Consider the following 21,169-nt stretch of genomic DNA (forward strand, 5'->3'; position numbering starts at 1 on the left):
CGCGCGGCTGTAGCGTGACGGATATCGGTGTGCGGGTTTAATTTCCGTGGGTTATAAATGGGCTAAAAACAATTATTTCCAGCTATGTGGCAGTTTGATAGAATCGTCGGCCGAAAAGACGGGATCACTGCGGTGGCGGACTGTAGCAACGAGACGGTCATCCGCCGTTTTTTCATTCTCCATGATCGAACTGCACAACATCTCGCAGCGCTTCCCCGGACCCCGAGGGTGGGTGCAAGCGCTGCACAACGTTACGCTCACGGTGCCGCCGCGCCAAGTGTTCAGCATCATCGGGCGTAGCGGCGCGGGCAAGAGTACGCTGGTGCGCACCATTAACTTGCTGACGCGACCCAGCGAGGGCCGCGTGATCGTCAATGGTCACGACTTGACCGCGTTGTCCGCCGATGGCCTGCGCGCGGCGCGGCGCGAAATCGGCATGATTTTCCAGCATTTCAACCTGCTATCCTCGCGCACGGTCTACGGCAACGTCGCATTGCCGCTGGAGTTGGCGGGGAAGCGGCGCATGGAGATCGACAAGGTCGTGTTACCGTTGCTGGAGTTGGTCGGATTGTCCGCGCAGCGGGACCGGTACCCGGCGCAGATCAGTGGTGGGCAGAAGCAACGTGTCGGTATTGCGCGCGCGTTGGCGAGCCAGCCAAAGGTGTTGCTGTCGGACGAGGCGACGTCGGCGCTGGACCCGGAAACCACGCGCTCGATACTGGAACTGCTGCGCCAAATCAATCGGGAATTGGGGTTGACGGTCGTGTTGATCACTCACCAGATGGAGGTGGTCAAGCAAGTGGCCGATCGCGTCGCGGTACTCGACGCGGGGCGCGTGGTCGAACAGGGCAACGTGATCGATGTCTTTCTGAAACCGCACCACGAGGTCACGCGCGCGCTGATCGGCGACGTGATTGCGCAGGAATTGCCGCCTGCGCTCAAGGCTGGGGTCCAGCAGCGGCTGGAGGCGGGGCGCGACCATTTGTTCCGGCTCGCGTTCTCGGGCCGCGGTGTCGAGCAGCCGGTGCTGTCCGAGACGATCCGGCGATATGCGCTCGATTTCAACATTCTGCATGGCCAGATCGACGAGATCCAAGGTCAAGCGTTCGGCTCGCTTGCCGTGCTGGCCAGTGGCGAGCCCGGCAATGTCGGAAAAGCCATGGCTTTTCTGCGCGAGCAAGGTGTCATCGTCGAGGAAATAAACTATGTGGAGTGAGATGTTCGACATGTTCGTGCAGTCGTTCTGGGAGACGCTGATCATGGTTGGCATTTCCGGGGTGATCGGCGGCGCAATCGGTTTGCCGCTCGGCGTACTGCTGCATTTGAGCGAGCGCGGTGGCATGCTGCAGAACGTGATGCTCAATCGCGTGCTTGGCATGGTGATCAACGCCGTACGCTCCACGCCCTTTATTATCTTGCTGGTGGCGGTGATTCCGCTCACCCGCCTGGTGGTCGGCTCGTCGATCGGCACCGGCGCCGCCGTCGTGCCGCTGACGATCGCCGCCGCGCCGTTCGTCGCGCGCTTGGTCGAGACCGCGTTGCGCGAGGTGGATCGTGGCCTGATAGAAGCCGCGCAGGCGATGGGGGCAAGCACGTCGCAGGTCGTGTTCAAGGTCCTGTTGCCTGAGGCCTGGCCCGGTATCGTCGCGGGCTTGACGTTGACGTTCGTATCGCTAGTGGGTTACTCGGCGATGGCGGGGGCGATCGGGGGTGGAGGCCTGGGCGATCTGGGCATCCGCTATGGCTATCAGCGCTTCCTACCCGAAGTCATGCTCGCCGTGGTGCTCGTGTTGATTGTCTTCGTGCAGTTGGTACAGTCCTTCGGCGATTACCTGGTGCGCCGGCTTAGCCACAAATAGCGGTACGGCGCAGATGCGCGGCGGTCGGCCAGCACGCGCCGCCGCGGGGTGAGAAGTCCCATGCTGACTCAAAGAAAGGGGAGGATCGATGCAACGCCGTTTCATGATCAAGCTGGTTGCGGCACTGGGGATCACAGCGCTCTTGATGGGCGCTGCGCGCGCGCAAGATCGGATCAAGGTGGGCGTGACCGGCGGCCCGCACACGCAGATCCTCGAAGTCGTGAAGAAGGTCGCGGCCAAGAACGGGCTAAACCTCCAGATTGTTGAATTTTCGGACTACGTGCAGCCCAATGCCGCCCTGGCTGCCGGCGACCTCGATGCGAATAGCTACCAGCATCAGCCCTATCTCGACGCGCAGGTCAAGGACCGTGGCTACAAAATCGTCAAGGTCGCCGATACGGTGATGTTCCCGATGGGCATCTACTCGAAAAAGGTCAACTCGTTGAGGGACCTGTCCAGTGGCGCGCGGATTGCCGTGCCGAATGACCCCACCAACGGCGGGCGCGCGCTGCTATTGTTGCAAAAGCTCGGCATGTTGAAGCTGCGCGCGGACGCGGGGTTGAAGGCCACGCCGCTAGACATCGTCGAGAACCCGAAAAAGATCAAGCTCATCGAATTGGACGCGGCGCAGATCCCGCGCTCGCTAGCCGATGTTGACGCGGCCGCGATCAATATGAATTTCGCAATGGAGGCGGGCCTGCGGCCCAGGCGGGATGCGATCGCAATCGAAGACGCGAATGGTCCATACGTGAACATTCTCGCGGTGCGCCAGGCTGATCGCGACAAGCCATGGGTTGCGAAGCTGGTCGCTGCGTACCATTCGCCGGAAGTCAAGCAGTACATTGATAGCCGATACGGTGATGCTGTGACGGCCGGGTGGTGACCCTTGCGTCGTCGGCCCATGCTTGTGGCAATGGCAACGATGGCTGCGGCTGTGCCTGGATCGGGGCTGCGGTTATCGAAGGGGCTACGGTTGTCGAAGGGGCTACGGTTGTCGAAGGGGCCGCGGTAATCCGCATTGCTCCGTCGTGGCCTCCATAATCGGGCGTCCGGGCTAGAGGTTCGAGTCAGGCTGGCGGCTTCTCGCCGGTCTTTTTTACCCTTAAAATAGAACGACCGTTCTTTAAAATGCGGTGACGGGCTCGTGACGCGTGTCGCCGCACGCGCCCAGCCCTCGGAAAGCCTGATGTGACGGGTTTCGAACGACCGTTCGTCGTTATAATGGCCGTTGATGGATGGCCGTATTCGTAACTTTGGAGCGTGGAATGAAAGTTCTTGTGCCGGTCAAGAGAGTGGTCGACCACAACGTGAAGGTCCGCGTGAAATCGGACGGCACGGGCGTAGACGTGGCGAATGTGAAGATGTCGATGAACCCGTTTGACGAGATCGCGGTGGAAGAAGCGGTGCGGTTGAAAGAAGCGGGCGTGGCCACGGAAGTGATCGCGGTATCAGCGGGGGGAGGGGCGTGCCAGGAGACGCTGCGCACCGCGCTGGCGATCGGCGCGGACCGAGCAATCCTGATCGAAACCCAAGAGGCGTTGCAGCCGCTGGCGGTCGCCAAGCTGCTTAACGCGCTGGTCGCGCGGGAGCAGCCGCAACTTGTCATCCTCGGTAAGCAAGCGATCGACGACGACTCGAATCAGACCGGGCAAATGCTGGCCGCGTTGGCCGGCTGGCCGCAGGCCACGTTTGCATCGAAGATGACGGTTGAAGGCGCACGCGCCACAGTGTCGCGTGAAGTGGACGGCGGCGCTGAGACGCTGTCATTGACGCTGCCGGCGGTGGTGACCACTGACTTGCGGCTGAACGAGCCGCGCTATGTGACGTTGCCCAACATCATGAAGGCGAAGAAAAAGCCGCTGGAGACCGTGACGCCGCAGACCCTGAACGTGGACGTGGCGCCGCGGCTCAAGACGCTGAAGGTGGCCGAGCCGCCCAAGCGCAGCGCGGGTGTGAAGGTGCCCGATGTCACCACGCTGATCGATAAGCTCAAGAACGAAGCAAAAGTACTGTAGCGAAGCAAACGTACTGTAACGGACAACGCGCAAAGAGGCAGACATGACGATACTGGTCATCGCAGAACACGACAACGCGGCGCTCAAGGCAGCGACGCTGAACACGGTAGCGGCCGCGCAGAAACTGGGCGACGAAATCCACGTGCTAGTGGCGGGACACAACGCGCTTGGCGCGGCCGACGCGGCAGCCAAGGTGGCTGGAGTCGCGAAGGTGCTGCTGGCCGATGCGCCGCAACTCGGTGAAGGATTGGCGGAGAACGTCGAGGCGACGGCGCTGACGATCGCGCGTGAATACACGCACATCGTGCTGCCAGCGACCGCCTATGGCAAGAACGTGGCGCCTCGTCTTGCCGCCAAGTTGGACGTGGCGCAACTGAGCGACATTACGGCCGTAGTGAACACGGACACGTTCGAGCGGCCGATTTATGCGGGTAACGCTATCGCAACGGTGCAATCGGCGGATCCGATCAAGGTCATCACAGTACGAGGCACGGCGTTTGATCCGGTCGCCGCCGACGGCGGCAGCGCGCCGGTGCAGGCGATCGATGCGGCGCCGGCGGTGCCCGGCGTGAGTTTCGTGAGTCGCGAGGTGACCCAGCTGGAGCGCCCGGAACTGACTAGCGCACAGATCATCGTGTCGGGCGGACGGGGGTTGGGCAGCGGCGAACACTATACGCAGGTGCTCGAGCCGTTGGCTGACAAGCTCGGCGCCGCGCTGGGCGCTTCGCGCGCGGCAGTCGACGCGGGGTACGTACCGAACGACTATCAGGTGGGGCAGACCGGCAAGATCGTTGCGCCGCAACTGTACATCGCGGTAGGGATTTCTGGTGCGATCCAGCACTTGGCCGGCATGAAGGACAGCAAGGTCATCGTGGCGATCAACAAGGACGCGGAGGCGCCAATTTTCAGCGTTGCCGACTATGGCCTCGTAGGTGATCTGTTCACGTTGGTGCCGGAACTGGTCAACGCGTTATGAGCGGCTGGCCCGTCGCGTGATGCACGCGACGGCCTTGGCGGAAGGGGCGCATCGTGCGCTCGTTGTCGTCTCTGCGCCGCCATATGACGGGACCGCACCTCAATCGGGCGACGCAGCGATGCGTTATGTTCCGCCCGCCAATGGCAGGTTGCTTATGATCGATTGGCGGCTGCGGACCTGCACGCTCACGCGCCGGCGTAGGCGGGGCAGGGCGAGCCGATCCCGTCGGCGAGATAGCGATGCACGGACAGGTCGTCGGCCTGAATCGCGGGTCGCTTGCCGGACATGAAATCGGCGAGCAATTGCCCCGATCCGCACGACATGGTCCAGCCGAGCGTGCCGTGACCGGTATTGAGGAACAAGTTGGGCACCGGCGTGCGACCAACGATCGGTGTGCCGTCGGGGGTCATCGGCCGCAAGCCGGTCCAAAAGCTTGCCTGCATCGTGTCGCCGCCGCCCGGGAACAGGTCGTTGACGCACCTCTCGAGCGTGTGGCGACGCGCATCGCGCAGCGACGTATCGAAACCGACGATTTCGGCCATGCCGCCGACGCGGATGCGGTCGTCGAACCGGGTGATGGCCACCTTGTACGTCTCGTCCAGCACGGTGGACACGGGCGCACGGGCAACGTCGACGATCGGTGCGGTGATCGAATAGCCTTTGAGCGGATAAACCGGGATCTTGACGATGCCGGCCAGCAGGCGGGTCGAATACGCGCCCAGCGCGACGACGTAAGCGTCGGCGCGCAGCAGCTCGGAGCCGCATTGCACGCCGGCGATTCGGCCGCCGGCGATCGCGAGCGAGTCAATTGGCGTGTCGAACCGGAATTGCACGCCCAGTGACATGGCCCATTGCGCCAGTCGCGTCGTGAAAAGCTGACAATCACCCGTTTCGTCGTTGGGCAGTCGCAATCCGCCGGTCAACTTGTGAGCGACGTGCTGCAGCGCCGGTTCGGCCTTGCCCAACTCGGCGCTCGACAACAGCTCATACGGAACGCCTGCGTCTTCGAGTACCGCGATGTCCTTCGCGGCACCGTCCAACTGCGCCTGCGTGCGGAATACCTGCAGCGTGCCGCCTTGGCGCCCTTCATACGCGATGCCAGTCTGCGCGCGCAGCGCTTGCAGGCAGTCGCGGCTGTACTCGGCCAGTCGTACCATCCGGCCCTTGTTGGTGGCGTACCGGCTGGCGGTACAGTTCTGCAGCATGTGCCACATCCATTGGAGTTGGAATGCGCTGCCGTCGAGTCGAATGGCCAGTGGCGCGTGCCGCTGAAACATCCATTTGAGCGCCTTCAGCGGCACGCCCGGCGCCGCCCATGGCGCGGCATAGCCCGGTGAGATCTGGCCGGCGTTGGCGAAGCTGGTCTCCAGGGCGGGGCCTGACTCGCGGTCGAGCACGGTGACTTCATGGCCTGCCCGCGCCAGATAATAGGCGCTTGCTACGCCGACCACGCCGCTGCCTAGGACGATGACACGCATGCGATGCTCCGATTCGCTTGGATCCCGACTGAGTGCTGCAAGTCGGCGGATTAGTAGAAAACGCGCCTATCCTATTGCGAGTCATCCAGGTATTGTTATTTTATTTTTATGGTTTTTAGTTATAAATCATGAGAACGCAGAGGCAGCCTGTGCGAGTGCTCGACAAGCTCGACCACAAAATAGTGAACTTGTTGCAGTCCGATGGGCGCATGGCGATGAAGGACCTTGCCGAGCGTGTTGGATTGTCTATTACACCGTGTATCGAGCGCGTCAGGCGCATGGAGCGCGACGGTGTGATCACTGGCTACTATGCCCGGGTGGATCCGGCCAAGCTTGGCGCCGGTCTGCTCGTCTTCGTCGAGCTCACGCTGGATCACAAAAGCGGCAACATGTTCGGCCAGTTCCGACGCGAGGTCGAGCGCATTCCGCAGGTATTGGAGTGCCACCTGGTCTCCGGCGAGTTCGACTATTTGATCAAGGCGCGCATCGGCGAGATGTCCGACTATCGGAAGTTACTGGGTGACATCTTGCTCCAATTGCCCGGGGCGGTGCAGTCCAAGAGCTATGTCGTGATGGAGGAAGTCAAGGAGACGTTGACGGTTGCGGCGCGTGAGTAATGCTGTATAGGTTAGGTGTGCAGTATCCAGTATTGGGTCGAACCGACAGCATCGCCTGCTGGTGACGCGTTGCCCATCGCGCCGCTGTGATGACGCATCGTTCGGCACGCGGATGAAGGGCCCGGGGGCGAGTTGCTCAAGCAGCGCTTTGAGCGGGCGGCACGCAAGCGCCTGTTCGGCTAAAGCGCGGCGCCGTCATGAGCGGCGCCGCGATCAACTGATCATACGATCAAGCTAGCGCGCCGAGGCCGACACAGCTCAACGGCTGGACGGTTGCTTCGAAGTAGGTCTGGAACGCCAGCGCCAGCGCGCCCATCAGCAACATCGCGCCAATGAACAGCGATAGGATCACAACGAACACGACACCCCAGCCGGAATGGCTCGGGTGATCGCCGTGTGGGTTGAAGCGGGCGTCCCACTGATCGTCCGGCCGCAAGCCATAGATGATCGCGGCGAGGAACGCGGCCAAGAGCGAGACGGCACCCGGTACCGAGAGCCACCACCCGGCGATGGATGTTCGCTGCGTCGTGACGAGCCATTGCACGCCGACGACGCCGAGCGCCGTCGCGGCAATATGCAAGTATGCCAGCGCGTCGCGCGAGCCATACAGGTAGAACCGGTGGGCGCCGAGCGAACCGAGCAGGAACGCGGCAAGGGCGGCGCGGGTTTTGGACTTGAACCGGGGTGGCGGGGCCGGCGGCACGCGGCCGTCGGAGCGCACGCGGGAAGAGGTGGACATGGCGGGCAAGGAATACGATGACAGGGCCGATATTGTACGTCGTGCCGTCAGCGCCTCGCGTATGTGACGCGATAGAGGGCGCTGGCTAGAGGACACCGGCATCGCCCAGCGTTACCCGCGCGACGCGGTAGCGTTGCATGGTGCGCCGATTGGCACATAGCGTGGGTTGTTTGACCCAAACGCAACGAATTTCCAGCCATGTTGGCGCTTGGGCGGCAGCGCCGCGGTGGGGTGGCACGCAAGCACGCCGGCCACCCGCGCCGTCACCGACGCGGTAAGTATTGGTTGGGGCGCCATTTTCAGGTTATAATCGCGCGTTTCGGCAGATCGAAAACCCGGGTGTTGTTGGTCAATACCCAGGCTATTTAGGTAAGGACACAGCATGGTCATCATCCGCTTGGCTCGTGGCGGCTCGAAGAAGCGCCCGTTCTACAATATCGTTGCAACCGATTCGCGCAATCGCCGCGACGGCCGTTTCATCGAGCGCGTCGGCTTTTACAATCCGGTCGCGACGAAGGGCGAATCGCTGCGTATCACGCAAGACCGCCTGGCGTACTGGCAAGGTGTCGGCGCGCAGCTGTCGCCGACCGTGGCCCGCCTGGTCAAGCAAGCGCAAGCTGCGCAACCGTCCGCGTAACCAGCTTAATGCGGGCCGGCGGCATACACCGAATGCGGTATCGTGGCATCCGTTGGAGCGCGGTACGCGAGTGGCCAAGCGCTAGCGTGTGATCGAATGGCAACCCGTGCGTCGTCGCGTCGGCCTGTGTCGTTTGGCCCTTTTGTGCGCCGTCCGGTGAAAGGGGATGGCCGCGCGGGCTCGTCCGAGTCCGGTATCGAGCGCGTGACGTCGTTGCCGGACGACGCAATCGAGGTCGGTGCGGTTGTCGATGCCTACGGTATCAAGGGCTGGTTGAAGATCACGCCGCATGCCGGCGTCGGTTCGAGTGGCGGTGCGCTGCTGTGCGCAAGCTCGTGGTGGCTCGTCAAAGGCGGCGTGTGCCGTGCGGCACAGGTCGTGTCGAGCAAGGCGCATGGCGTTACCGTGGTCGTGCAACTTGCCGGGTGCGCGGATCGTGATCAGGCGCTTGCGCTGCGCGGCGCCACGGTGCACGTGCGTCGCGCGGATTTTCCGGCGCTCGGGCGTGACGAGTACTACTGGGTCGATTTGATTGGCTTGGCGGTCGTCAGCGCGTCCGGTGACGCGCTGGGCCAGGTCGTAGACCTGATTGATAACGGCGCACACTCAATTCTGCGCGTGCAGTACGATGAGATCGGGCGGGACGGGCGTATCACGAAGGCGGAGCGGCTGATTCCGTTTGTCGACGCTTACGTGAAAACGGTCGATCCGTCGGATCGACGCATCGTCGTCGACTGGGGGATGGACTATTGATGGAGCGCGCGATGCAATTCGATGTCATCACGCTGTTCCCGGAAATGTTTCGCGCCCTGACCGACTGGGGGATTACCAGCCGGGCCGCCAAGCAACAGCGTTATACGTTGCGTACGTGGAATCCCCGCGACTTCACGACGGACAACTACCGGACGATCGATGATCGTCCGTACGGCGGTGGTCCCGGCATGGTGATGCTGGCCCGGCCGCTCGCCGATGCGATCGCTGCCGCCCGGGAGGCGCAATGCGCGGATGAGACCGGGTCACCGCCGTATCGCGCGCGCGTCGTGCTGATGTCGCCGCAAGGCCGTCCACTGAACCACGCCAAGGTGATCGAGTATGCGGCGCTGCCTGGGTTGATCGTATTGTGCGGTCGATACGAGGCGATCGACCAGCGGCTGATCGATCACGAGGTGGACGACGAAGTGAGCCTCGGCGATTTTGTGTTGTCGGGGGGTGAGTTGCCTGCGATGGCCCTGATGGATGCGGTGATTCGGCAGTTGCCTGGTGTATTGAACGATGCGCAGTCGGCCATGCAGGACAGCTTCGTCAATGGGCTGCTCGACTGCCCGCATTACACACGCCCGGAAGAGTATCAGGGCATGCGGGTGCCGGACGTGCTGCTCGGCGGGCACCATGCGCAGATCGAACTGTGGCGGCGTCGCGAGGCGCTGCGCAATACGCTGCTCAAGCGCCCCGATCTGATTGAGCGCGCCCGGCGTAACAAGATGTTGAGTCGTGCCGATGAGGCATGGCTCGCAACCCTCGTGGCATCGGAGCATTGATGGCCGGTGTGCGAGGGCAAGGCGGTGGCCGGAGCCGGCTGCCGGAAGTCAACCCATCCTCTACCGGGACCTCGATCGTGATCGGGGTAAGAAAACGCCGGCAAGATGGTTACAGGAGTCAGTGATGAATCTGATTGCAAAACTCGAGCAGGAAGAAATCGAGCGCGTGCTCGCGGGCAAGACCATCCCAGCCTTTGGGCCGGGTGACACGGTCGTAGTCAACGTGAACGTGGTCGAAGGCAATCGCAAGCGTGTACAAGCGTATGAAGGCGTGGTGATCGCCAAGCGCAATCGTGGCCTGAACTCGTCGTTCATCGTCCGCAAGATTTCGTCGGGCGAAGGCGTCGAACGGACGTTTCAAACGTACTCGCCATTGATCGCGGGCATTGTTGTGAAGCGCCGTGGCGACGTGCGGCGTGCGAAGCTGTATTACCTGCGCGAGCGTTCGGGCAAGTCCGCTCGGATCAAAGAAAAGCTGTCTTACAAAAAGGAACGCGCAGCGTCCCAAGAGTAAGCGCAGCACCGGAAAAAAGCACCCCGACGGGGTGCTTTTTTCGTTGATGAGCCTATTGCACCATGAGCCGGCTGATCTTCAATCCTGAGTTGCTGCCCGTCGAGTCGAGCGATACGCACTTGGCGCCGGTTGCCCCAGGTCGGTTGACGCCGCACGGCTTGCGCGAGCGGTTCCAGCAAGAACTTAACTGGACTCCGGAGCCGCATGAGGCGCGATGGACGCGCGGCGATCCACGGCAGGCCGCGGTGCTCATGCCGTTGGTGATTCGCGACGACGTCACGGTGTTGTTGACGCAGCGCGGAGACAGGCTGACTGACCATGCTGGGCAAGTCAGTTTTCCAGGCGGGCGATGCGAGCCGGATGATGCAGACGCGACCGCGACGGCGTTGCGTGAGGCACGGGAAGAAGTCGGCCTGCCGGGGGATTGCGTCGAGGTGTTGGGGACGTTGCCCGAGTATCTGACCGGCACGGGATTTCATGTCACGCCGGTCGTCGGCTTGGTCCATCTACCCTTTTCAACGGTGGCTGACGGCTATGAAGTGGCAGAAATTTTCGAGGTGCCGCTCGCCTTTCTGATGAATCCGTCCCATCATCAAATACGCGTTTTCCGCTCGGAAAATGTGGAGCGCCGTTTTTTTGCAATGCCGTATCCACGATTGAACGGCCGCGGTGACTATTTCATCTGGGGCGCCACCGCAGGCATGCTGCGCAACTTATATCGATTCCTAGCCGCATAGCAGCCGGTATCCCGCCGCGCGTCGCGCCATGATCCGCGTTGTCCACCTGTTGTCTATCGCGTTTGCGTAACAGGGTCCAGATCAGTGAGCGTCGGGCCGAGGCACTGTGCTATCTTTACGCCATCTTTATCGGTACCCTTGTCCCAAACCGTATTACGGCGCTGCGCATGACCTTTTTTTCCGTATTGCTGGCTCTGATCATTGAACAGTTGCGGGCGCTGTCGCCGCACAATCCTGTGTCGATGCTGCTTCACTATCACGCGACCAGTGCGGGGCAAGCGTTCGATGCTGGCAAGCGCAAGCACGGATTGCTTGCGTGGCTTTCCGTCGCTGTTCCGTGGACCTTGGTGGTCGCGCTGATCTACTACCTGTTGTATCGGATCAGTTTCGTACTGGCGTTCCTCTGGAATGTGGTGGTCGTCTATTTGACGCTCGGCTTCCGACAGTTCAGCCATTATTTCACCGACATTCATCTCGCGCTAAACAACGATGACGTGCCGCGTGCGCGTGAAATCCTCGCGCAATGGACTGGCCTGGATACAGTCGATATGCCAGTGACCGAGGTCGTGCGCCATACGCTGATTCGCGCGGTGATCGCTTCGCACCGGCATGTTTTTGGTGTGTTCTTCTGGTTCGTCGTGCCGATCGGACCTGCCGGTGCTGTTCTCTATCGGGTGGCTGAGCATTTGGCGCGCACCTGGAACGATACGGTATCGGAGCGCACGCCAGCATTTGCCGCGTTTGCGCGGCAGGCGTTCTTTCTCATCGACTGGATGCCGGCGCGGCTGACCGCCATGGGTTTCGCGATTGTTGGCAACTTCGAGGACGCGATTTACGCTTGGCGCAATACCTCGCAGCAGTGGCCGGATTCCAACGAGGGCGTGTTGCTGTCTGCCGGCAGCGGCGCACTAGGGGCTCGGCTGGCGGGCCCGCTAGCCGAGCCGTCCAGTGTCGACGCGCTGTCTTCCACCGATGGCGGCCCGGTGCCGGTGGGTGAGGATTGCACGCCGCGGGCACTGCAATCGGCGGTGGGCCTCGTCTGGCGCGCCGTCATCCTATGGATGCTGTTGTTGCTGATGCTGACCGTGGCGGTGTGGGCCGGCTAAACGAGCGGCATCGTGACGCATCCACGGCACGCTATCGGACCACCTGGCTTGCTTCGTGCAGCAGTTGCGCATACAACGCATGGCGCGCTGGCGCGACGCGGCCTTGCGCCACCGCGTCCAATATCGCACAACCCGGCTCGTGCAAATGATGGCAATTGTAGAAGCGGCAACCGCCGAGCAGCGGGCGGAATTCGGGGAAGGCGCGTTCGAGTTGGCCTTCGGTCAAATGATACAGCCCGAACTCCTGGAAGCCCGGCGAGTCGATCAACGCCCCGCCGTTCGGTAACGCATACCAGCGAGTGAACGTGGTGGTATGGCGGCCGCTGTTCAGTGCCGATGAAATGGCGCGCGTCGCGGCGTTTGCGTGCGGCACCAGCAGATTCACCAGCGTCGACTTGCCCATGCCGGACTGGCCGAGCAGCAGGGTAGCGCGATGGGCGAGCAGCGGTGCGAGCGCGGCGTGCGCGGCGTCGGCGGCACCGGTCGCGGACACCTCGACGATCCGGTAGCCGAGTGCCGCGTAGGATGCGATACGTTCACGGGCAAGCGGCAGTGCAGTGAGCAAGTCGGCTTTGTTCAACAGCACCACTGGCTCGAGCTGATGCGCTTCGGCGGCCACCAGCGCGCGGCCGAGCAGATCCTCGCTGAAATGCGGCTCGGTGGCCAGTACGATCAGCAATTGATCGAGATTAGCGGCAAAGCGCTTCGACTTGAACTGGTCCGAGCGAAAAAGCAGGTTGCGTCGCGCATCGGCCGCGACGATGACGCCCTGGTTTGCGGAGGTCACCTCGAAGCTGACGCGGTCGCCCACTGCGACTTCGCTTTTTTTGCCGCGTGGAAAGCACTGCAGTAGCGAGCTACCATTGTCGGGTTGAACCACATAATGCCGGCCGTGCGCGGCGATGACCCGGCCCTTGCCGCCTCCCCCTATCCGGTCGTGATCGTTGCCGCGTTGTGTTGCCGAGGCCGTGCGATGCGGTGCGCCGCGCGCTGTACGGCTGCTCATGCGCGCGTGTGTGCCAGCAGCCGCTCGATGCGCTGCGCCGCGGGCGGGTGGGAATAGTAGAACGCGCAGTAGACCGGGTCGGGTGTCAGCGTCGACGCATTGTCCTGATAGAGCTTGACCAGCGCGCTGACCAAAGCTTGCGCGCGTGCCTGCGTCGCAGCGAAGGCGTCGGCCTCGAACTCATGCTTGCGCGATGATAGGCTGGTGAGCGGCGTCACAAAAAACAGAAAGACCGGCATCACGAGAAAGAACAGAATCAAGGCAAGCGCGTCGTTCGAGCCGGTCATCGACGGCATAACGCCCAGGCTCGTGTAGAACCACGGACGTTGGGCGAGCCAGCCGAGCAACGCAAGCAGCAAGAATGACAATGCAAACGTGATGATCATGCGCTTCAGCACGTGCCGGTGTTTGAAATGACCGAGTTCGTGCGCCAGCACTGCCTCGATCTCGCTGCCATCGAGCCGGCTGAGCAGCGTGTCGAAGAACACGATCCGCTTGGCCGTGCCAAAGCCGGTAAAGTAGGCATTGCCATGTGCGGAGCGCCGGCTGCCGTCCATCACGAACAGCCCTTTGGCGGCGAAGCCGCAGCGGTGCATCAACGATTCGATGCGCTCACGCAGCGATGCGTCGGTCAGCGGCTCGAATTTGTTGAACAGCGGTGCGATCACGCTCGGATATAGGATTAGCACGCCGATGCTAAACGCGACCCAGACGAGCCACGCCCAGATCCACCACATCGCGCCGGCCTGCTGCATGAGCCGCAGCACGACGAACACCAGCGGCAGGCCGAACAGCGCGCCGAGCAACGTTCCCTTCACTAGGTCGGCAAAAAAAAGCTTGCGTGACATTCTGTTGAAGCCGAACCGTGCCTCGATGACAAAGTGCCGCGCATAATCAAATGGCAAATCGACCAGTCCGATGATGACGGCGACCGTGGCCACCAGTGCAATTTGACCCGCATATCCGCGACCCAGCCACCCACTGAGTAGGGTATCCAACCATTGCAGGCCGCCCAACAATGTCAACGCGACCAGCAATGCGCCGCCCACGCCGATTTCGAGCATCGCGAGCCGCGTCAGCGACACCGTGTAGTCGGCCGCCCGCTGGTGAGCTTGCAGCGAAATCGTGTCGCGGAACCCGTCCGGGACCGCATTACGATGGCCGGCGACGTGCCGGATCTGTCGGCTCGCGAGCCACAGCCGGGTGGCGATCATCGCAACGAGCGCGACGACAAAAAGGATCGTAAACATCCGTTATCCGTGGGAAGGCTGTAATGCGTCTATTCTCGCACGTTCGCCACGAGTGTCGCCGCTACGGCGCTTCGGGCAAAATAGCGAGGAATCCATTTTAAGGCGTTTGAATGAGTCCCGACCTGCAGCAACCCGGTGGCCAACCCGTGCTGGCCAAGAGTGAATTCAACCTGATATGGCTGGATATGGAGATGACCGGCTTGCTGCCGAACACCGATCGGATCATCGAGGTCGCGGTGGTGGTCACCGATTCGAACCTGGCGGTGGCCGTTGAAGGTCCGGTGCTGGCGATCCATCAGTCGGATTCGACGCTGGATGCGATGGACCAATGGAACAAGAGCACGCATGGCCGCTCGGGCTTGATCGAACGGGTTCGTGCATCGTCGGTCACCGAAGCTGACGCGGCCGCGCAATTGCTCGCGTTCCTGTCGCAATACGTGCCGGCCGGTAAGTCGCCAATGTGTGGCAACTCGATTTGCCAGGACCGTCGTTTCATGGCGCGCTGGATGCCGGAGCTCGAGGCATTCTTTCACTACCGCAATCTCGACGTGAGCACGCTCAAGGAGCTGTGCCGCCGCTGGCAGCCGGCAGTCTACAGGGGATTCCAGAAGCGTGCATTGCATACCGCGCTGGCCGACATCCATGAGTCGATCGACGAATTGAAGTACTACCGTGAGCATTTCCTGCGCGCGCCCGACGTCGCCACAATGCCGCCGGTGTGCTGACTCGTTGGCTGAGTCAGCAGCGCTGGTCGGGGCTGGCCGAACTGGCCGGGACCGTGCGTTCCGCGCTCAGGTTGCGGCCGGCGACTTTTGCCGGATCGCGCTCTTGGGCCGGAATGCGACGACATGCGCCGGGTCGGTTTCGATATACGGGCCGCCGATCAGGTCGATGCAGTACGGCACGGCGGCGAAGATGCCATTGACGATGACGTTCCCCTGCGCGTCGCGCACCCCTTCGAGCGTTTCACGGATCGACTTCGGTTGACCAGGCAGGTTCACAATCAGCGCCGCATGATCGGCCGTTTCGCGAATGACCGCTACTTGGCGCGACAGAATCGCCGTCGGCACGAAATGTAGGCTGATCTGGCGCATTTGCTCGCCAAAACCGGGCATCGTCCGAGTGCCCACCGCCAGCGTGGCCTCGGGTGTGACGTCGCGCCGGGCGGGGCCGGTGCCCCCCGTAGTGAGCACGAGGTTGCAGCGGGCCTCGTCCACGAGCTCGATCAGCGTGCGTGAGAGGGTGGCTGCATCGTCGGCGATCAGCCGTGTGTGCGCCCGCCACGCACTGGTGAGCGTGTCGCTCAGCCATGCCTGTAGCGCGGGGATGCCCTGGTCCTCGTAGACCCCGGCACTGGCGCGGTCGCTGATCGAAACCAGGCCGACGACCAGTTTGTCGGCGCGCTCATGCGGTGTTGTCATCGTCTTGCTCGTCGTCGGAAGAAGCGGAAATTCCAGCGTGTTCGGCGCGCGGATCTGCATTGCCGGTCACCTCTTTGATCCACTGGAACAGTTCTCTGAAATAGCGCGGCGGCTTGCCTTGAGCCGCCTCGCGCCGCGCATTGCGGATCAGCGTGCGGCCTTGCTGGACGTCGGCGCCCGGATGGGCGCGCAGAAACTCGGTCAGCGCCTCGTCGCTCTCGAGCAACTGCGCGCGGGTGCGCTCGATCCAGTGCAATCGCGCCGTCTCGGCTTTGTTCGTGCCGTTGTAGGTGTCCAGCGCGTTGCGCAGCGCCGCCACGTCGGTGTGCGCAAGGCCGCGCATCAGCCGTCCCACATATTGCAATTGCCGCCGCTTGCCTTCATGGTCCGTGATGCGGCGCGCCTCGTGTATCGCGTCGGCCAGGTCCTCGGGTAACGGCATGCGCTTGAGCGCATCCTTGGGCAGGTCAACAATCTCGGCGCCGAGCGCCTGCAGCGCCGTCATTTCCCGTTTGAGTTGCGATTTGCTCGGTCGCGTATCATCGCGGCCGCCCTGGTGGTCGGCGAGCGGTTGCGTCGCCGCCGTGGTTCGTGTCTTGCGCGTCATGCGCGTATTTTAGCGCGTGCCGCGTGCCATCCTCGCGGTTGGGCAAACGACTTGTTATGATCGCATCATGAAAACCGAGGATCGAACTGACATGGCAGTACACCAGCGCGTGTTTGCGCACACCCAGGCGCAACTGAAGGACATCGCGGCGGACATACTGCGGCACGCCAAAGCGCTTGGCGCAACCGATGCCGCGACTGAGATCTCGGAGGGCGACGGCTTGTCGGTGTCGGTACGGCGAGGCGAGGTCGAGACGATCGAGCACAACCGCGACAAGACGATGGGGGTGAGCGTCTTCATCGGCAACAAGCGCGGCAATGCGAGCACGTCCGATTTCTCGCCGGCGGCGCTGCGCGATACGGTATCAGCTGCGTACAACATCGCGCGGTTCACCGCGGAGGACCACTGCGCCGGGCTCGCCGAAGCGGAGCTACTCGAGATGCATCCGCTGGATTTGGATTTGTTCCACCCGTGGGAGTTGCATGCCGACGACGCCGTCGAGATCGCACGCCGCGCCGAACAGGCGGCCTTCGACACCGACCCGCGCATCCGCAACAGCGAAGGCGCGAGCGTGTCCGCGCAGCATTCGCAGTTCGTGCTGGCCACCTCCCGCGGCTTTGTCGGCGGCTACCCGTACTCGCGGCACGCTATCGCATGCGCGCCGATTGCCGGCAGCGGCCAGCAGATGCAGCGTGATGACTGGTACACGTCACGCCGCTGTGCAGCGCAATTGGCCCCGCCCGAAGCGGTGGGCCGCTATGCTGCCGAGCGTGCGCTGGCGCGTATCGGCGCACGCCGGCTCGAGACCCGAAAATGCCCGGTGCTGTTCGAGGCGCCGCTCGCCGTTGGGCTGCTGGGGGCGTTTGTGCAAGCGACCAGCGGCGGGGCGTTATATCGCAAGACGAGCTTCCTGATCGACTCGCTGGGCAAGCCTGTATTTGCGCCGCACGTGCAGGTGCGCGAGGACCCGCATGTGCCCCGCGCGCTGGGCAGTGCCCCATTTGACGAGGAGGGTGTGCGCACCACGCGGCGCGACGTCGTGCGCGACGGCGTCGTACAGGGGTATTTCCTGTCGACGTATTCGGCCCGCAAGCTGGGCATGAAGACTACCGGCAATGCCGGCGGCTCGCACAATCTGTCATTGACCAGCACGCTGACGCGCGAGGATGACGATTTCCGCGCGATGTTGCGCAAGCTCGGCACGGGTCTGCTGTTGACTGAGTTAATGGGGCAGGGTGTGAACTATGTCACGGGCGACTACTCGCGTGGCGCGTCCGGATTCTGGGTTGAGAATGGCCAGATCCAGTATCCGGTCGAGGAGATCACGGTCGCCAGCACGCTGCAGCGAATGTTTGCGCAAATCGTCGCGATTGGCGCCGACAAAATCGTGCGCGGGACGAAAGAAACGGGCTCGGTACTGATCGAGCAGATGACGATTGCCGGCCAGTGAATCCCGCGACGGATCAGCGCAGCCTTTCGTATTCGACGAACGCGTAGTCGAAGTCGTTCGGTGGGGCTGCGCGATAGGTTTCGCGCGACACCTCCCGCCAGTGCGCCGGTGACGGCGCGGCAAACGTCGCGTCGCCTTCAAACACGTGATCGATCTCGGTGACGATCAATCGCCCGGCGCGTCCGATCCCCTCGCGATACAACTGGGCGCCGCCGATCAGGTAGGCAAGCGGCGCATGCAGCGTTTCGCACAGCGCGAGCGCTGCGTCCAGGCTGGTGACGGTGTCGCAGCCCTCGAAACGTCGCGCCGCATCGTGCGTCACGACGATGTTCCGGCGGCCTGGCAGCGCGCGCCCAATCGACTCGTGGGTCTTGCGCCCCATGATCAGCGGCGCACCCATCGTGGTGCGCTTGAAGTGCGCAAGGTCCTCGGGCAGCCGCCATGGCAGCGCGTTGTCGCGTCCGATCACGCCGTTGCGTGCGCGCGCGACGATCAGGCAAAGCGTCGTCATTGATCCACCGTGAGTTGGACAGGCAGGGGGCAGGGCTGGCCCCGCATGCCCGATTGTAGCCGACTGCTCAGTTTAGTTGATCGTTCGGCTCCGAGCGGCCCCAAGCCTGTGTGCGTCCATCAGCCGATACAGCGTGACACGAGCGATATCCAACGGGTGGTGGCTTCGACTCGGCGCGGCTCAGCATTCGGCGAGCGGCGGCGGACACGAACACGGCAATTGTGGTTGACGCCGCTGGCCGGCTCGGGCTTGGGATCGCTCAGGTCCTGGTGCCGTCAAGCTACACAGCGATGGGTGCGACGATATGGGGATGCGGATCGTAGCCGGCGATCTCAAAGTCTTCAAAGCGGTAGTCGAACAGGGTGTCCGGCTGTCGCTTGATGATCAGCCGCGGTAGCGGCCGTGGCGTGCGGGTGAGCTGCAACCGGGCTTGGTCGACGTGGTTCAGGTACAGGTGAGCGTCGCCGATCGAATGGACGATTTCGCCGGGTTGCAAGCCGAGTTGCTGCGCGATCATATGGGTGAGAAACGCCACCGACGCGCAGTTGTATGGAATGCCGAGGAACCAATCGCCGGAACGCTGGGTCAGCATGCAGCTCAGCTTGCCATCGGCGATGTAGAACTGGTACAGGATGTGGCATGGCGGCAGCGACATGCGGCCCTCCAGCGCGTTTTGCACGGGGGACTTCGACTCGTCGGGTAAAAACGACACGTTCCATGCGTTGATGATGTGCCGACGGCTGTCCGGCTTCGTGCGCAGCGAGTCGAGCAGCGCCTGCACCTGATCGGTCCGGGTGCCGTCGGGATTGCGCCACGACCGCCACTGCGCGCCGTACACGGGGCCGAGTTCGCCATCGGGCGTGGCCCATTCGTCCCAGATCGTCACACCGTTCTCATGCAGGTAGCGGATGTTCGTGTCCCCGCGCAGGAACCATAGCAACTCGTGCAGAATCGAGCGCACGTGCAGTTTCTTGGTGGTCAGCAGCGGGAAGCCGGTGGACAAGTCATGCCGGTACGACACGCCGAACAGTGAGCGCGTGCCCGTGCCGGTGCGGTCGCTCTTGAGCGTGCCGCGTTCGAGCAGATCCTTGAGAATAGACAGGTACGGTGCATCCATGGTCTGGAACCGGGTTGCGGACCCGGTCAGGGAAAGTGGCTGGAAACGGCGAATGCATTATTCTACGTGACCGGGGACAATGCGCCGATCAACGAGTGGTGTTCGGGCCAATGGCGGCACGAAGGCCTAGGACTGCCGCGCGGGCATCCGCGGTGCGGCCGGCTAGCCGCGCGTGCCAACCATGTCCCGCGGTCGAACCCACGCATCGAACTGCTCAGCGCTCAGATAGCCGAGCGCCAGCGCGGCGGCTTTCAGCGTGGTGCCTTCGTGGTGTGCCTTCTTGGCGATTTGTGCCGCCTTGTCATAGCCGATGTGCGGGTTGAGCGCGGTGACCAGCATCAGCGACTCGTTGAGCAGCGCGTCGATCCGTGCCCGGTTGGGCTCGATGCCGATCGCGCAGTGATCGTTGAAGCTCAGCATGCCGTCCGTCAGCAGTCGGATCGATTGCAGCACATTGTGCGCGATCATCGGCCGAAAAACGTTGAGTTCAAAATTGCCGCTTGCGCCGCCGAAATTGACTGCCACGTCGTTGCCGAAGACCTGGCAGCACAGCATCGTCAGCGCCTCCGCCTGGGTCGGATTGACCTTGCCCGGCATGATGGAACTGCCCGGCTCGTTTTCGGGGATCGTGAGTTCACCTAACCCGCAGCGGGGTCCCGACGCGAGCCAGCGGATGTCGTTGGCGATCTTCATCAGGCTTGCGGCGAGCGTTTTCAGCGCGCCGTGTGCGGCCACTAGCGCGTCGGCCGCTGCCATCACCTCGAACTTGTTCGGCGCGGTGACAAACGGCAGCCCGGTGAGCCGGCCGATGGCCGCGGCGACCTTTTGCGCGAATTGCGGATGGGCGTTCAATCCAGTGCCCACTGCGGTGCCGCCAAGCGCGAGTTCGTACAGATGGGGCAGCGTCGCGTCCAGATGGCGCATCCCCTGGTCGAGCTGGGCGACGTAGCCTGAAAATTCCTGGCCCAGCGTCAGCGGCGTGGCATCCTGCAGGTGCGTGCGGCCTATCTTCACGATGTCGGCGAAAGTGGTGCACTTGTGCGCGAGCGTGTCGCGTAGCTTGAGCAGCGCCGGCTTGAGCCGCGTTGCGATGCCTTGTGCGGCGGCGATATGCATCGCGGTCGGGAACACGTCGTTGGACGACTGGCCGCGATTCACGTCGTCGTTCGGATGCACCAGGCGCGCCTCGCCGCGTTCACCGCCCAGATACTCGCTCGCGCGGTTGGCGATGACCTCGTTCAGGTTCATGTTGGTTTGTGTACCCGAGCCCGTTTGCCAGACCGCCAGTGGGAATTGCACCGCGTGCTCGCCAGCGAGGATTTCGTCTGCCGCGGCAATGATCGCGCGTGCCTTATTGGCGGGTAGCACGCCAAGTGCTTCGTTGACTTCAGCTGCGGCGCGCTTAACGATCGCCAGCGCGTGAATCAACTCCGATGGCTGCTTCTCCGTGGAGATTTTGAAATGTTGCAGCGATCGTTGGGTTTGCGCGCCCCACAGCCGGTCAGCAGGCACGGCGATGGCGCCAAACGTGTCGCGTTCCATCCTGACATTCTCTGTCATTTTATGCTCCAGTGCGGACACGAGGTCCAGG

General features: G+C 62.8%; 23 protein-coding genes and 1 pseudogene. 14 read left to right on the forward strand and 10 right to left on the reverse strand.

Annotation, left to right across the window (positions count from 1 at the left end; all coding sequences use genetic code 11):
- The first annotated feature begins 181 nt into the window (after positions 1-181).
- The 5 genes from KQH60_RS03465 to KQH60_RS03485 all read left to right on the forward strand — a co-directional run bounded on the left by KQH60_RS03465 (position 182) and on the right by KQH60_RS03485 (position 4,850).
- Positions 182-1,216, forward strand: a complete 1,035-nt coding sequence (locus KQH60_RS03465; protein WP_237575169.1) for a methionine ABC transporter ATP-binding protein — start codon at positions 182-184, stop codon at positions 1,214-1,216.
- The gene (locus tag KQH60_RS03470) at positions 1,206-1,859 is read left to right on the forward strand and encodes a methionine ABC transporter permease (protein ID WP_237575170.1); all 654 of its coding nucleotides are present in this window, start codon (positions 1,206-1,208) and stop codon (positions 1,857-1,859) included. Before KQH60_RS03465 ends, KQH60_RS03470 begins: the two co-directional genes overlap by 11 nt.
- An 88-nt stretch (positions 1,860-1,947) precedes the next feature.
- Complete coding sequence (locus KQH60_RS03475) at positions 1,948-2,742, forward strand: MetQ/NlpA family ABC transporter substrate-binding protein (protein ID WP_237575171.1); 795 nt, start codon at positions 1,948-1,950, stop codon at positions 2,740-2,742.
- 382 nt (positions 2,743-3,124) lie between these two features.
- Positions 3,125-3,874: an electron transfer flavoprotein subunit beta/FixA family protein gene (locus KQH60_RS03480; protein WP_237575172.1), complete on the forward strand. Its 750-nt coding sequence runs from the start codon at positions 3,125-3,127 to the stop codon at positions 3,872-3,874.
- Between the two features lie 43 nt (positions 3,875-3,917).
- On the forward strand, positions 3,918-4,850 hold the full coding sequence (locus tag KQH60_RS03485; protein ID WP_237575173.1) for an electron transfer flavoprotein subunit alpha/FixB family protein: 933 nt from the start codon (positions 3,918-3,920) through the stop codon (positions 4,848-4,850).
- 185 nt (positions 4,851-5,035) lie between these two features.
- Here the strand turns inward: KQH60_RS03485 and KQH60_RS03490 are convergent, their stop codons facing one another.
- Entirely contained in the window at positions 5,036-6,328 is a 1,293-nt protein-coding gene (locus KQH60_RS03490; protein ID WP_237575174.1) for a D-amino acid dehydrogenase, read from the reverse strand.
- A gap of 128 nt (positions 6,329-6,456) precedes the next feature.
- Here KQH60_RS03490 and KQH60_RS03495 point away from each other — a divergent pair, with 128 nt between their 5' ends.
- A complete protein-coding gene (locus tag KQH60_RS03495; RefSeq protein WP_237575175.1) occupies positions 6,457-6,945 on the forward strand; it encodes an Lrp/AsnC ligand binding domain-containing protein in 489 nt (162 codons plus the stop codon).
- 229 nt (positions 6,946-7,174) lie between these two features.
- Here the strand turns inward: KQH60_RS03495 and KQH60_RS03500 are convergent, their stop codons facing one another.
- Both KQH60_RS03500 and KQH60_RS03505 read right to left on the reverse strand, forming a co-directional pair.
- The gene (locus tag KQH60_RS03500; protein WP_237575176.1) at positions 7,175-7,684 is read right to left on the reverse strand and encodes an NINE protein; all 510 of its coding nucleotides are present in this window, start codon (positions 7,682-7,684) and stop codon (positions 7,175-7,177) included.
- A gap of 132 nt (positions 7,685-7,816) precedes the next feature.
- Positions 7,817-7,912 (reverse strand): annotated as a pseudogene (locus tag KQH60_RS03505) (glucose dehydrogenase); the annotation flags it as partial.
- 154 nt (positions 7,913-8,066) lie between these two features.
- Here KQH60_RS03505 and rpsP point away from each other — a divergent pair.
- The 6 genes from rpsP to KQH60_RS03535 all read left to right on the forward strand — a co-directional run bounded on the left by rpsP (position 8,067) and on the right by KQH60_RS03535 (position 12,216).
- Positions 8,067-8,321: a 30S ribosomal protein S16 gene (rpsP, locus tag KQH60_RS03510; protein WP_237575177.1), complete on the forward strand. Its 255-nt coding sequence runs from the start codon at positions 8,067-8,069 to the stop codon at positions 8,319-8,321.
- Between the two features lie 96 nt (positions 8,322-8,417).
- Positions 8,418-9,074, forward strand: a complete 657-nt coding sequence (gene rimM, locus KQH60_RS03515; RefSeq protein WP_237575178.1) for a ribosome maturation factor RimM — start codon at positions 8,418-8,420, stop codon at positions 9,072-9,074.
- A gap of 11 nt (positions 9,075-9,085) precedes the next feature.
- Positions 9,086-9,859, forward strand: coding sequence for a tRNA (guanosine(37)-N1)-methyltransferase TrmD (gene trmD / locus KQH60_RS03520; protein WP_237575179.1), 774 nt, complete (start codon positions 9,086-9,088; stop codon positions 9,857-9,859).
- 124 nt (positions 9,860-9,983) lie between these two features.
- The gene (gene rplS / locus KQH60_RS03525; RefSeq protein WP_237575180.1) at positions 9,984-10,373 is read left to right on the forward strand and encodes a 50S ribosomal protein L19; all 390 of its coding nucleotides are present in this window, start codon (positions 9,984-9,986) and stop codon (positions 10,371-10,373) included.
- A gap of 62 nt (positions 10,374-10,435) precedes the next feature.
- Complete coding sequence (locus KQH60_RS03530) at positions 10,436-11,110, forward strand: CoA pyrophosphatase (RefSeq protein WP_237575181.1); 675 nt, start codon at positions 10,436-10,438, stop codon at positions 11,108-11,110.
- A gap of 167 nt (positions 11,111-11,277) precedes the next feature.
- A complete protein-coding gene (locus KQH60_RS03535) occupies positions 11,278-12,216 on the forward strand; it encodes a CobD/CbiB family protein (RefSeq protein WP_237575182.1) in 939 nt (312 codons plus the stop codon).
- A 31-nt stretch (positions 12,217-12,247) separates the two neighbouring features.
- On the opposite strand, the gene rsgA is transcribed toward KQH60_RS03535, so the two are convergent.
- Together rsgA and KQH60_RS03545 are read right to left on the reverse strand one after the other, a co-directional pair.
- Positions 12,248-13,222, reverse strand: coding sequence for a ribosome small subunit-dependent GTPase A (gene rsgA, locus KQH60_RS03540; RefSeq protein WP_237575183.1), 975 nt, complete (start codon positions 13,220-13,222; stop codon positions 12,248-12,250).
- The gene (locus KQH60_RS03545; RefSeq protein WP_237575184.1) at positions 13,219-14,472 is read right to left on the reverse strand and encodes a M48 family metallopeptidase; all 1,254 of its coding nucleotides are present in this window, start codon (positions 14,470-14,472) and stop codon (positions 13,219-13,221) included. Before KQH60_RS03545 ends, rsgA begins: the two co-directional genes overlap by 4 nt.
- 110 nt (positions 14,473-14,582) lie before the next feature.
- On the opposite strand from KQH60_RS03545, the gene orn reads away from it, so the two are divergent.
- The gene (gene orn / locus KQH60_RS03550) at positions 14,583-15,197 is read left to right on the forward strand and encodes an oligoribonuclease (RefSeq protein ID WP_237575185.1); all 615 of its coding nucleotides are present in this window, start codon (positions 14,583-14,585) and stop codon (positions 15,195-15,197) included.
- A gap of 66 nt (positions 15,198-15,263) precedes the next feature.
- Here the strand turns inward: orn and mog are convergent, their stop codons facing one another.
- Together mog and yjgA are read right to left on the reverse strand one after the other, a co-directional pair.
- A complete protein-coding gene (mog, locus tag KQH60_RS03555; RefSeq protein WP_237575186.1) occupies positions 15,264-15,893 on the reverse strand; it encodes a molybdopterin adenylyltransferase in 630 nt (209 codons plus the stop codon).
- A complete protein-coding gene (gene yjgA / locus KQH60_RS03560) occupies positions 15,877-16,500 on the reverse strand; it encodes a ribosome biogenesis factor YjgA (RefSeq protein ID WP_237575187.1) in 624 nt (207 codons plus the stop codon). The genes mog and yjgA overlap by 17 nt, the downstream gene beginning before the upstream one ends.
- A 67-nt stretch (positions 16,501-16,567) precedes the next feature.
- On the opposite strand from yjgA, the gene pmbA reads away from it, so the two are divergent.
- Complete coding sequence (gene pmbA, locus KQH60_RS03565) at positions 16,568-17,950, forward strand: metalloprotease PmbA (protein WP_237575188.1); 1,383 nt, start codon at positions 16,568-16,570, stop codon at positions 17,948-17,950.
- 13 nt (positions 17,951-17,963) lie between these two features.
- Here the strand turns inward: pmbA and KQH60_RS03570 are convergent, their stop codons facing one another.
- From KQH60_RS03570 to fumC, 3 genes are all read right to left on the reverse strand, one after another.
- Positions 17,964-18,461 carry a dihydrofolate reductase gene (locus KQH60_RS03570; protein ID WP_237575189.1) on the reverse strand — a complete coding sequence of 166 codons (498 nt, stop codon included), beginning with the start codon at positions 18,459-18,461 and terminating at the stop codon, positions 17,964-17,966.
- A 280-nt stretch (positions 18,462-18,741) separates the two neighbouring features.
- Positions 18,742-19,578, reverse strand: a complete 837-nt coding sequence (locus tag KQH60_RS03575; protein ID WP_237575190.1) for a thymidylate synthase — start codon at positions 19,576-19,578, stop codon at positions 18,742-18,744.
- A gap of 162 nt (positions 19,579-19,740) precedes the next feature.
- Positions 19,741-21,138 carry a class II fumarate hydratase gene (fumC, locus tag KQH60_RS03580; RefSeq protein WP_237575191.1) on the reverse strand — a complete coding sequence of 466 codons (1,398 nt, stop codon included), beginning with the start codon at positions 21,136-21,138 and terminating at the stop codon, positions 19,741-19,743.
- Positions 21,139-21,169: the final 31 nt, after the last annotated feature.

It is taken from the genome of Mycetohabitans sp. B8, from assembly GCF_021991875.1.
Classification (GTDB): domain Bacteria; phylum Pseudomonadota; class Gammaproteobacteria; order Burkholderiales; family Burkholderiaceae; genus Mycetohabitans.

Bases quoted from the DNA above. Each gene is read 5' to 3' on its own strand.
- rplS (WP_237575180.1), top strand. From the start codon at position 9,984: ATGAATCTGATTGCAAAACTCGAGCAGGAAGAAATCGAGCGCGTGCTC.
- KQH60_RS03545 (WP_237575184.1), bottom strand. From the start codon at position 14,472: ATGTTTACGATCCTTTTTGTCGTCGCGCTCGTTGCGATGATCGCCACC.
- pmbA (WP_237575188.1), top strand. From the start codon at position 16,568: ATGAAAACCGAGGATCGAACTGACATGGCAGTACACCAGCGCGTGTTT.
- KQH60_RS03535 (WP_237575182.1), top strand. From the start codon at position 11,278: ATGACCTTTTTTTCCGTATTGCTGGCTCTGATCATTGAACAGTTGCGG.
- KQH60_RS03480 (WP_237575172.1), top strand. From the start codon at position 3,125: ATGAAAGTTCTTGTGCCGGTCAAGAGAGTGGTCGACCACAACGTGAAG.
- KQH60_RS03575 (WP_237575190.1), bottom strand. From the start codon at position 19,578: ATGGATGCACCGTACCTGTCTATTCTCAAGGATCTGCTCGAACGCGGC.
- orn (WP_237575185.1), top strand. From the start codon at position 14,583: ATGAGTCCCGACCTGCAGCAACCCGGTGGCCAACCCGTGCTGGCCAAG.
- KQH60_RS03475 (WP_237575171.1), top strand. From the start codon at position 1,948: ATGCAACGCCGTTTCATGATCAAGCTGGTTGCGGCACTGGGGATCACA.
- rsgA (WP_237575183.1), bottom strand. From the start codon at position 13,222: ATGAGCAGCCGTACAGCGCGCGGCGCACCGCATCGCACGGCCTCGGCA.
- KQH60_RS03500 (WP_237575176.1), bottom strand. From the start codon at position 7,684: ATGTCCACCTCTTCCCGCGTGCGCTCCGACGGCCGCGTGCCGCCGGCC.
- rpsP (WP_237575177.1), top strand. From the start codon at position 8,067: ATGGTCATCATCCGCTTGGCTCGTGGCGGCTCGAAGAAGCGCCCGTTC.
- KQH60_RS03495 (WP_237575175.1), top strand. From the start codon at position 6,457: ATGAGAACGCAGAGGCAGCCTGTGCGAGTGCTCGACAAGCTCGACCAC.
- mog (WP_237575186.1), bottom strand. From the start codon at position 15,893: ATGACAACACCGCATGAGCGCGCCGACAAACTGGTCGTCGGCCTGGTT.
- fumC (WP_237575191.1), bottom strand. From the start codon at position 21,138: ATGACAGAGAATGTCAGGATGGAACGCGACACGTTTGGCGCCATCGCC.
- KQH60_RS03530 (WP_237575181.1), top strand. From the start codon at position 10,436: ATGAGCCGGCTGATCTTCAATCCTGAGTTGCTGCCCGTCGAGTCGAGC.
- rimM (WP_237575178.1), top strand. From the start codon at position 8,418: ATGGCAACCCGTGCGTCGTCGCGTCGGCCTGTGTCGTTTGGCCCTTTT.
- KQH60_RS03470 (WP_237575170.1), top strand. From the start codon at position 1,206: ATGTGGAGTGAGATGTTCGACATGTTCGTGCAGTCGTTCTGGGAGACG.
- KQH60_RS03465 (WP_237575169.1), top strand. From the start codon at position 182: ATGATCGAACTGCACAACATCTCGCAGCGCTTCCCCGGACCCCGAGGG.
- trmD (WP_237575179.1), top strand. From the start codon at position 9,086: ATGCAATTCGATGTCATCACGCTGTTCCCGGAAATGTTTCGCGCCCTG.
- KQH60_RS03485 (WP_237575173.1), top strand. From the start codon at position 3,918: ATGACGATACTGGTCATCGCAGAACACGACAACGCGGCGCTCAAGGCA.
- KQH60_RS03490 (WP_237575174.1), bottom strand. From the start codon at position 6,328: ATGCGTGTCATCGTCCTAGGCAGCGGCGTGGTCGGCGTAGCAAGCGCC.
- yjgA (WP_237575187.1), bottom strand. From the start codon at position 16,500: ATGACGCGCAAGACACGAACCACGGCGGCGACGCAACCGCTCGCCGAC.
- KQH60_RS03570 (WP_237575189.1), bottom strand. From the start codon at position 18,461: ATGACGACGCTTTGCCTGATCGTCGCGCGCGCACGCAACGGCGTGATC.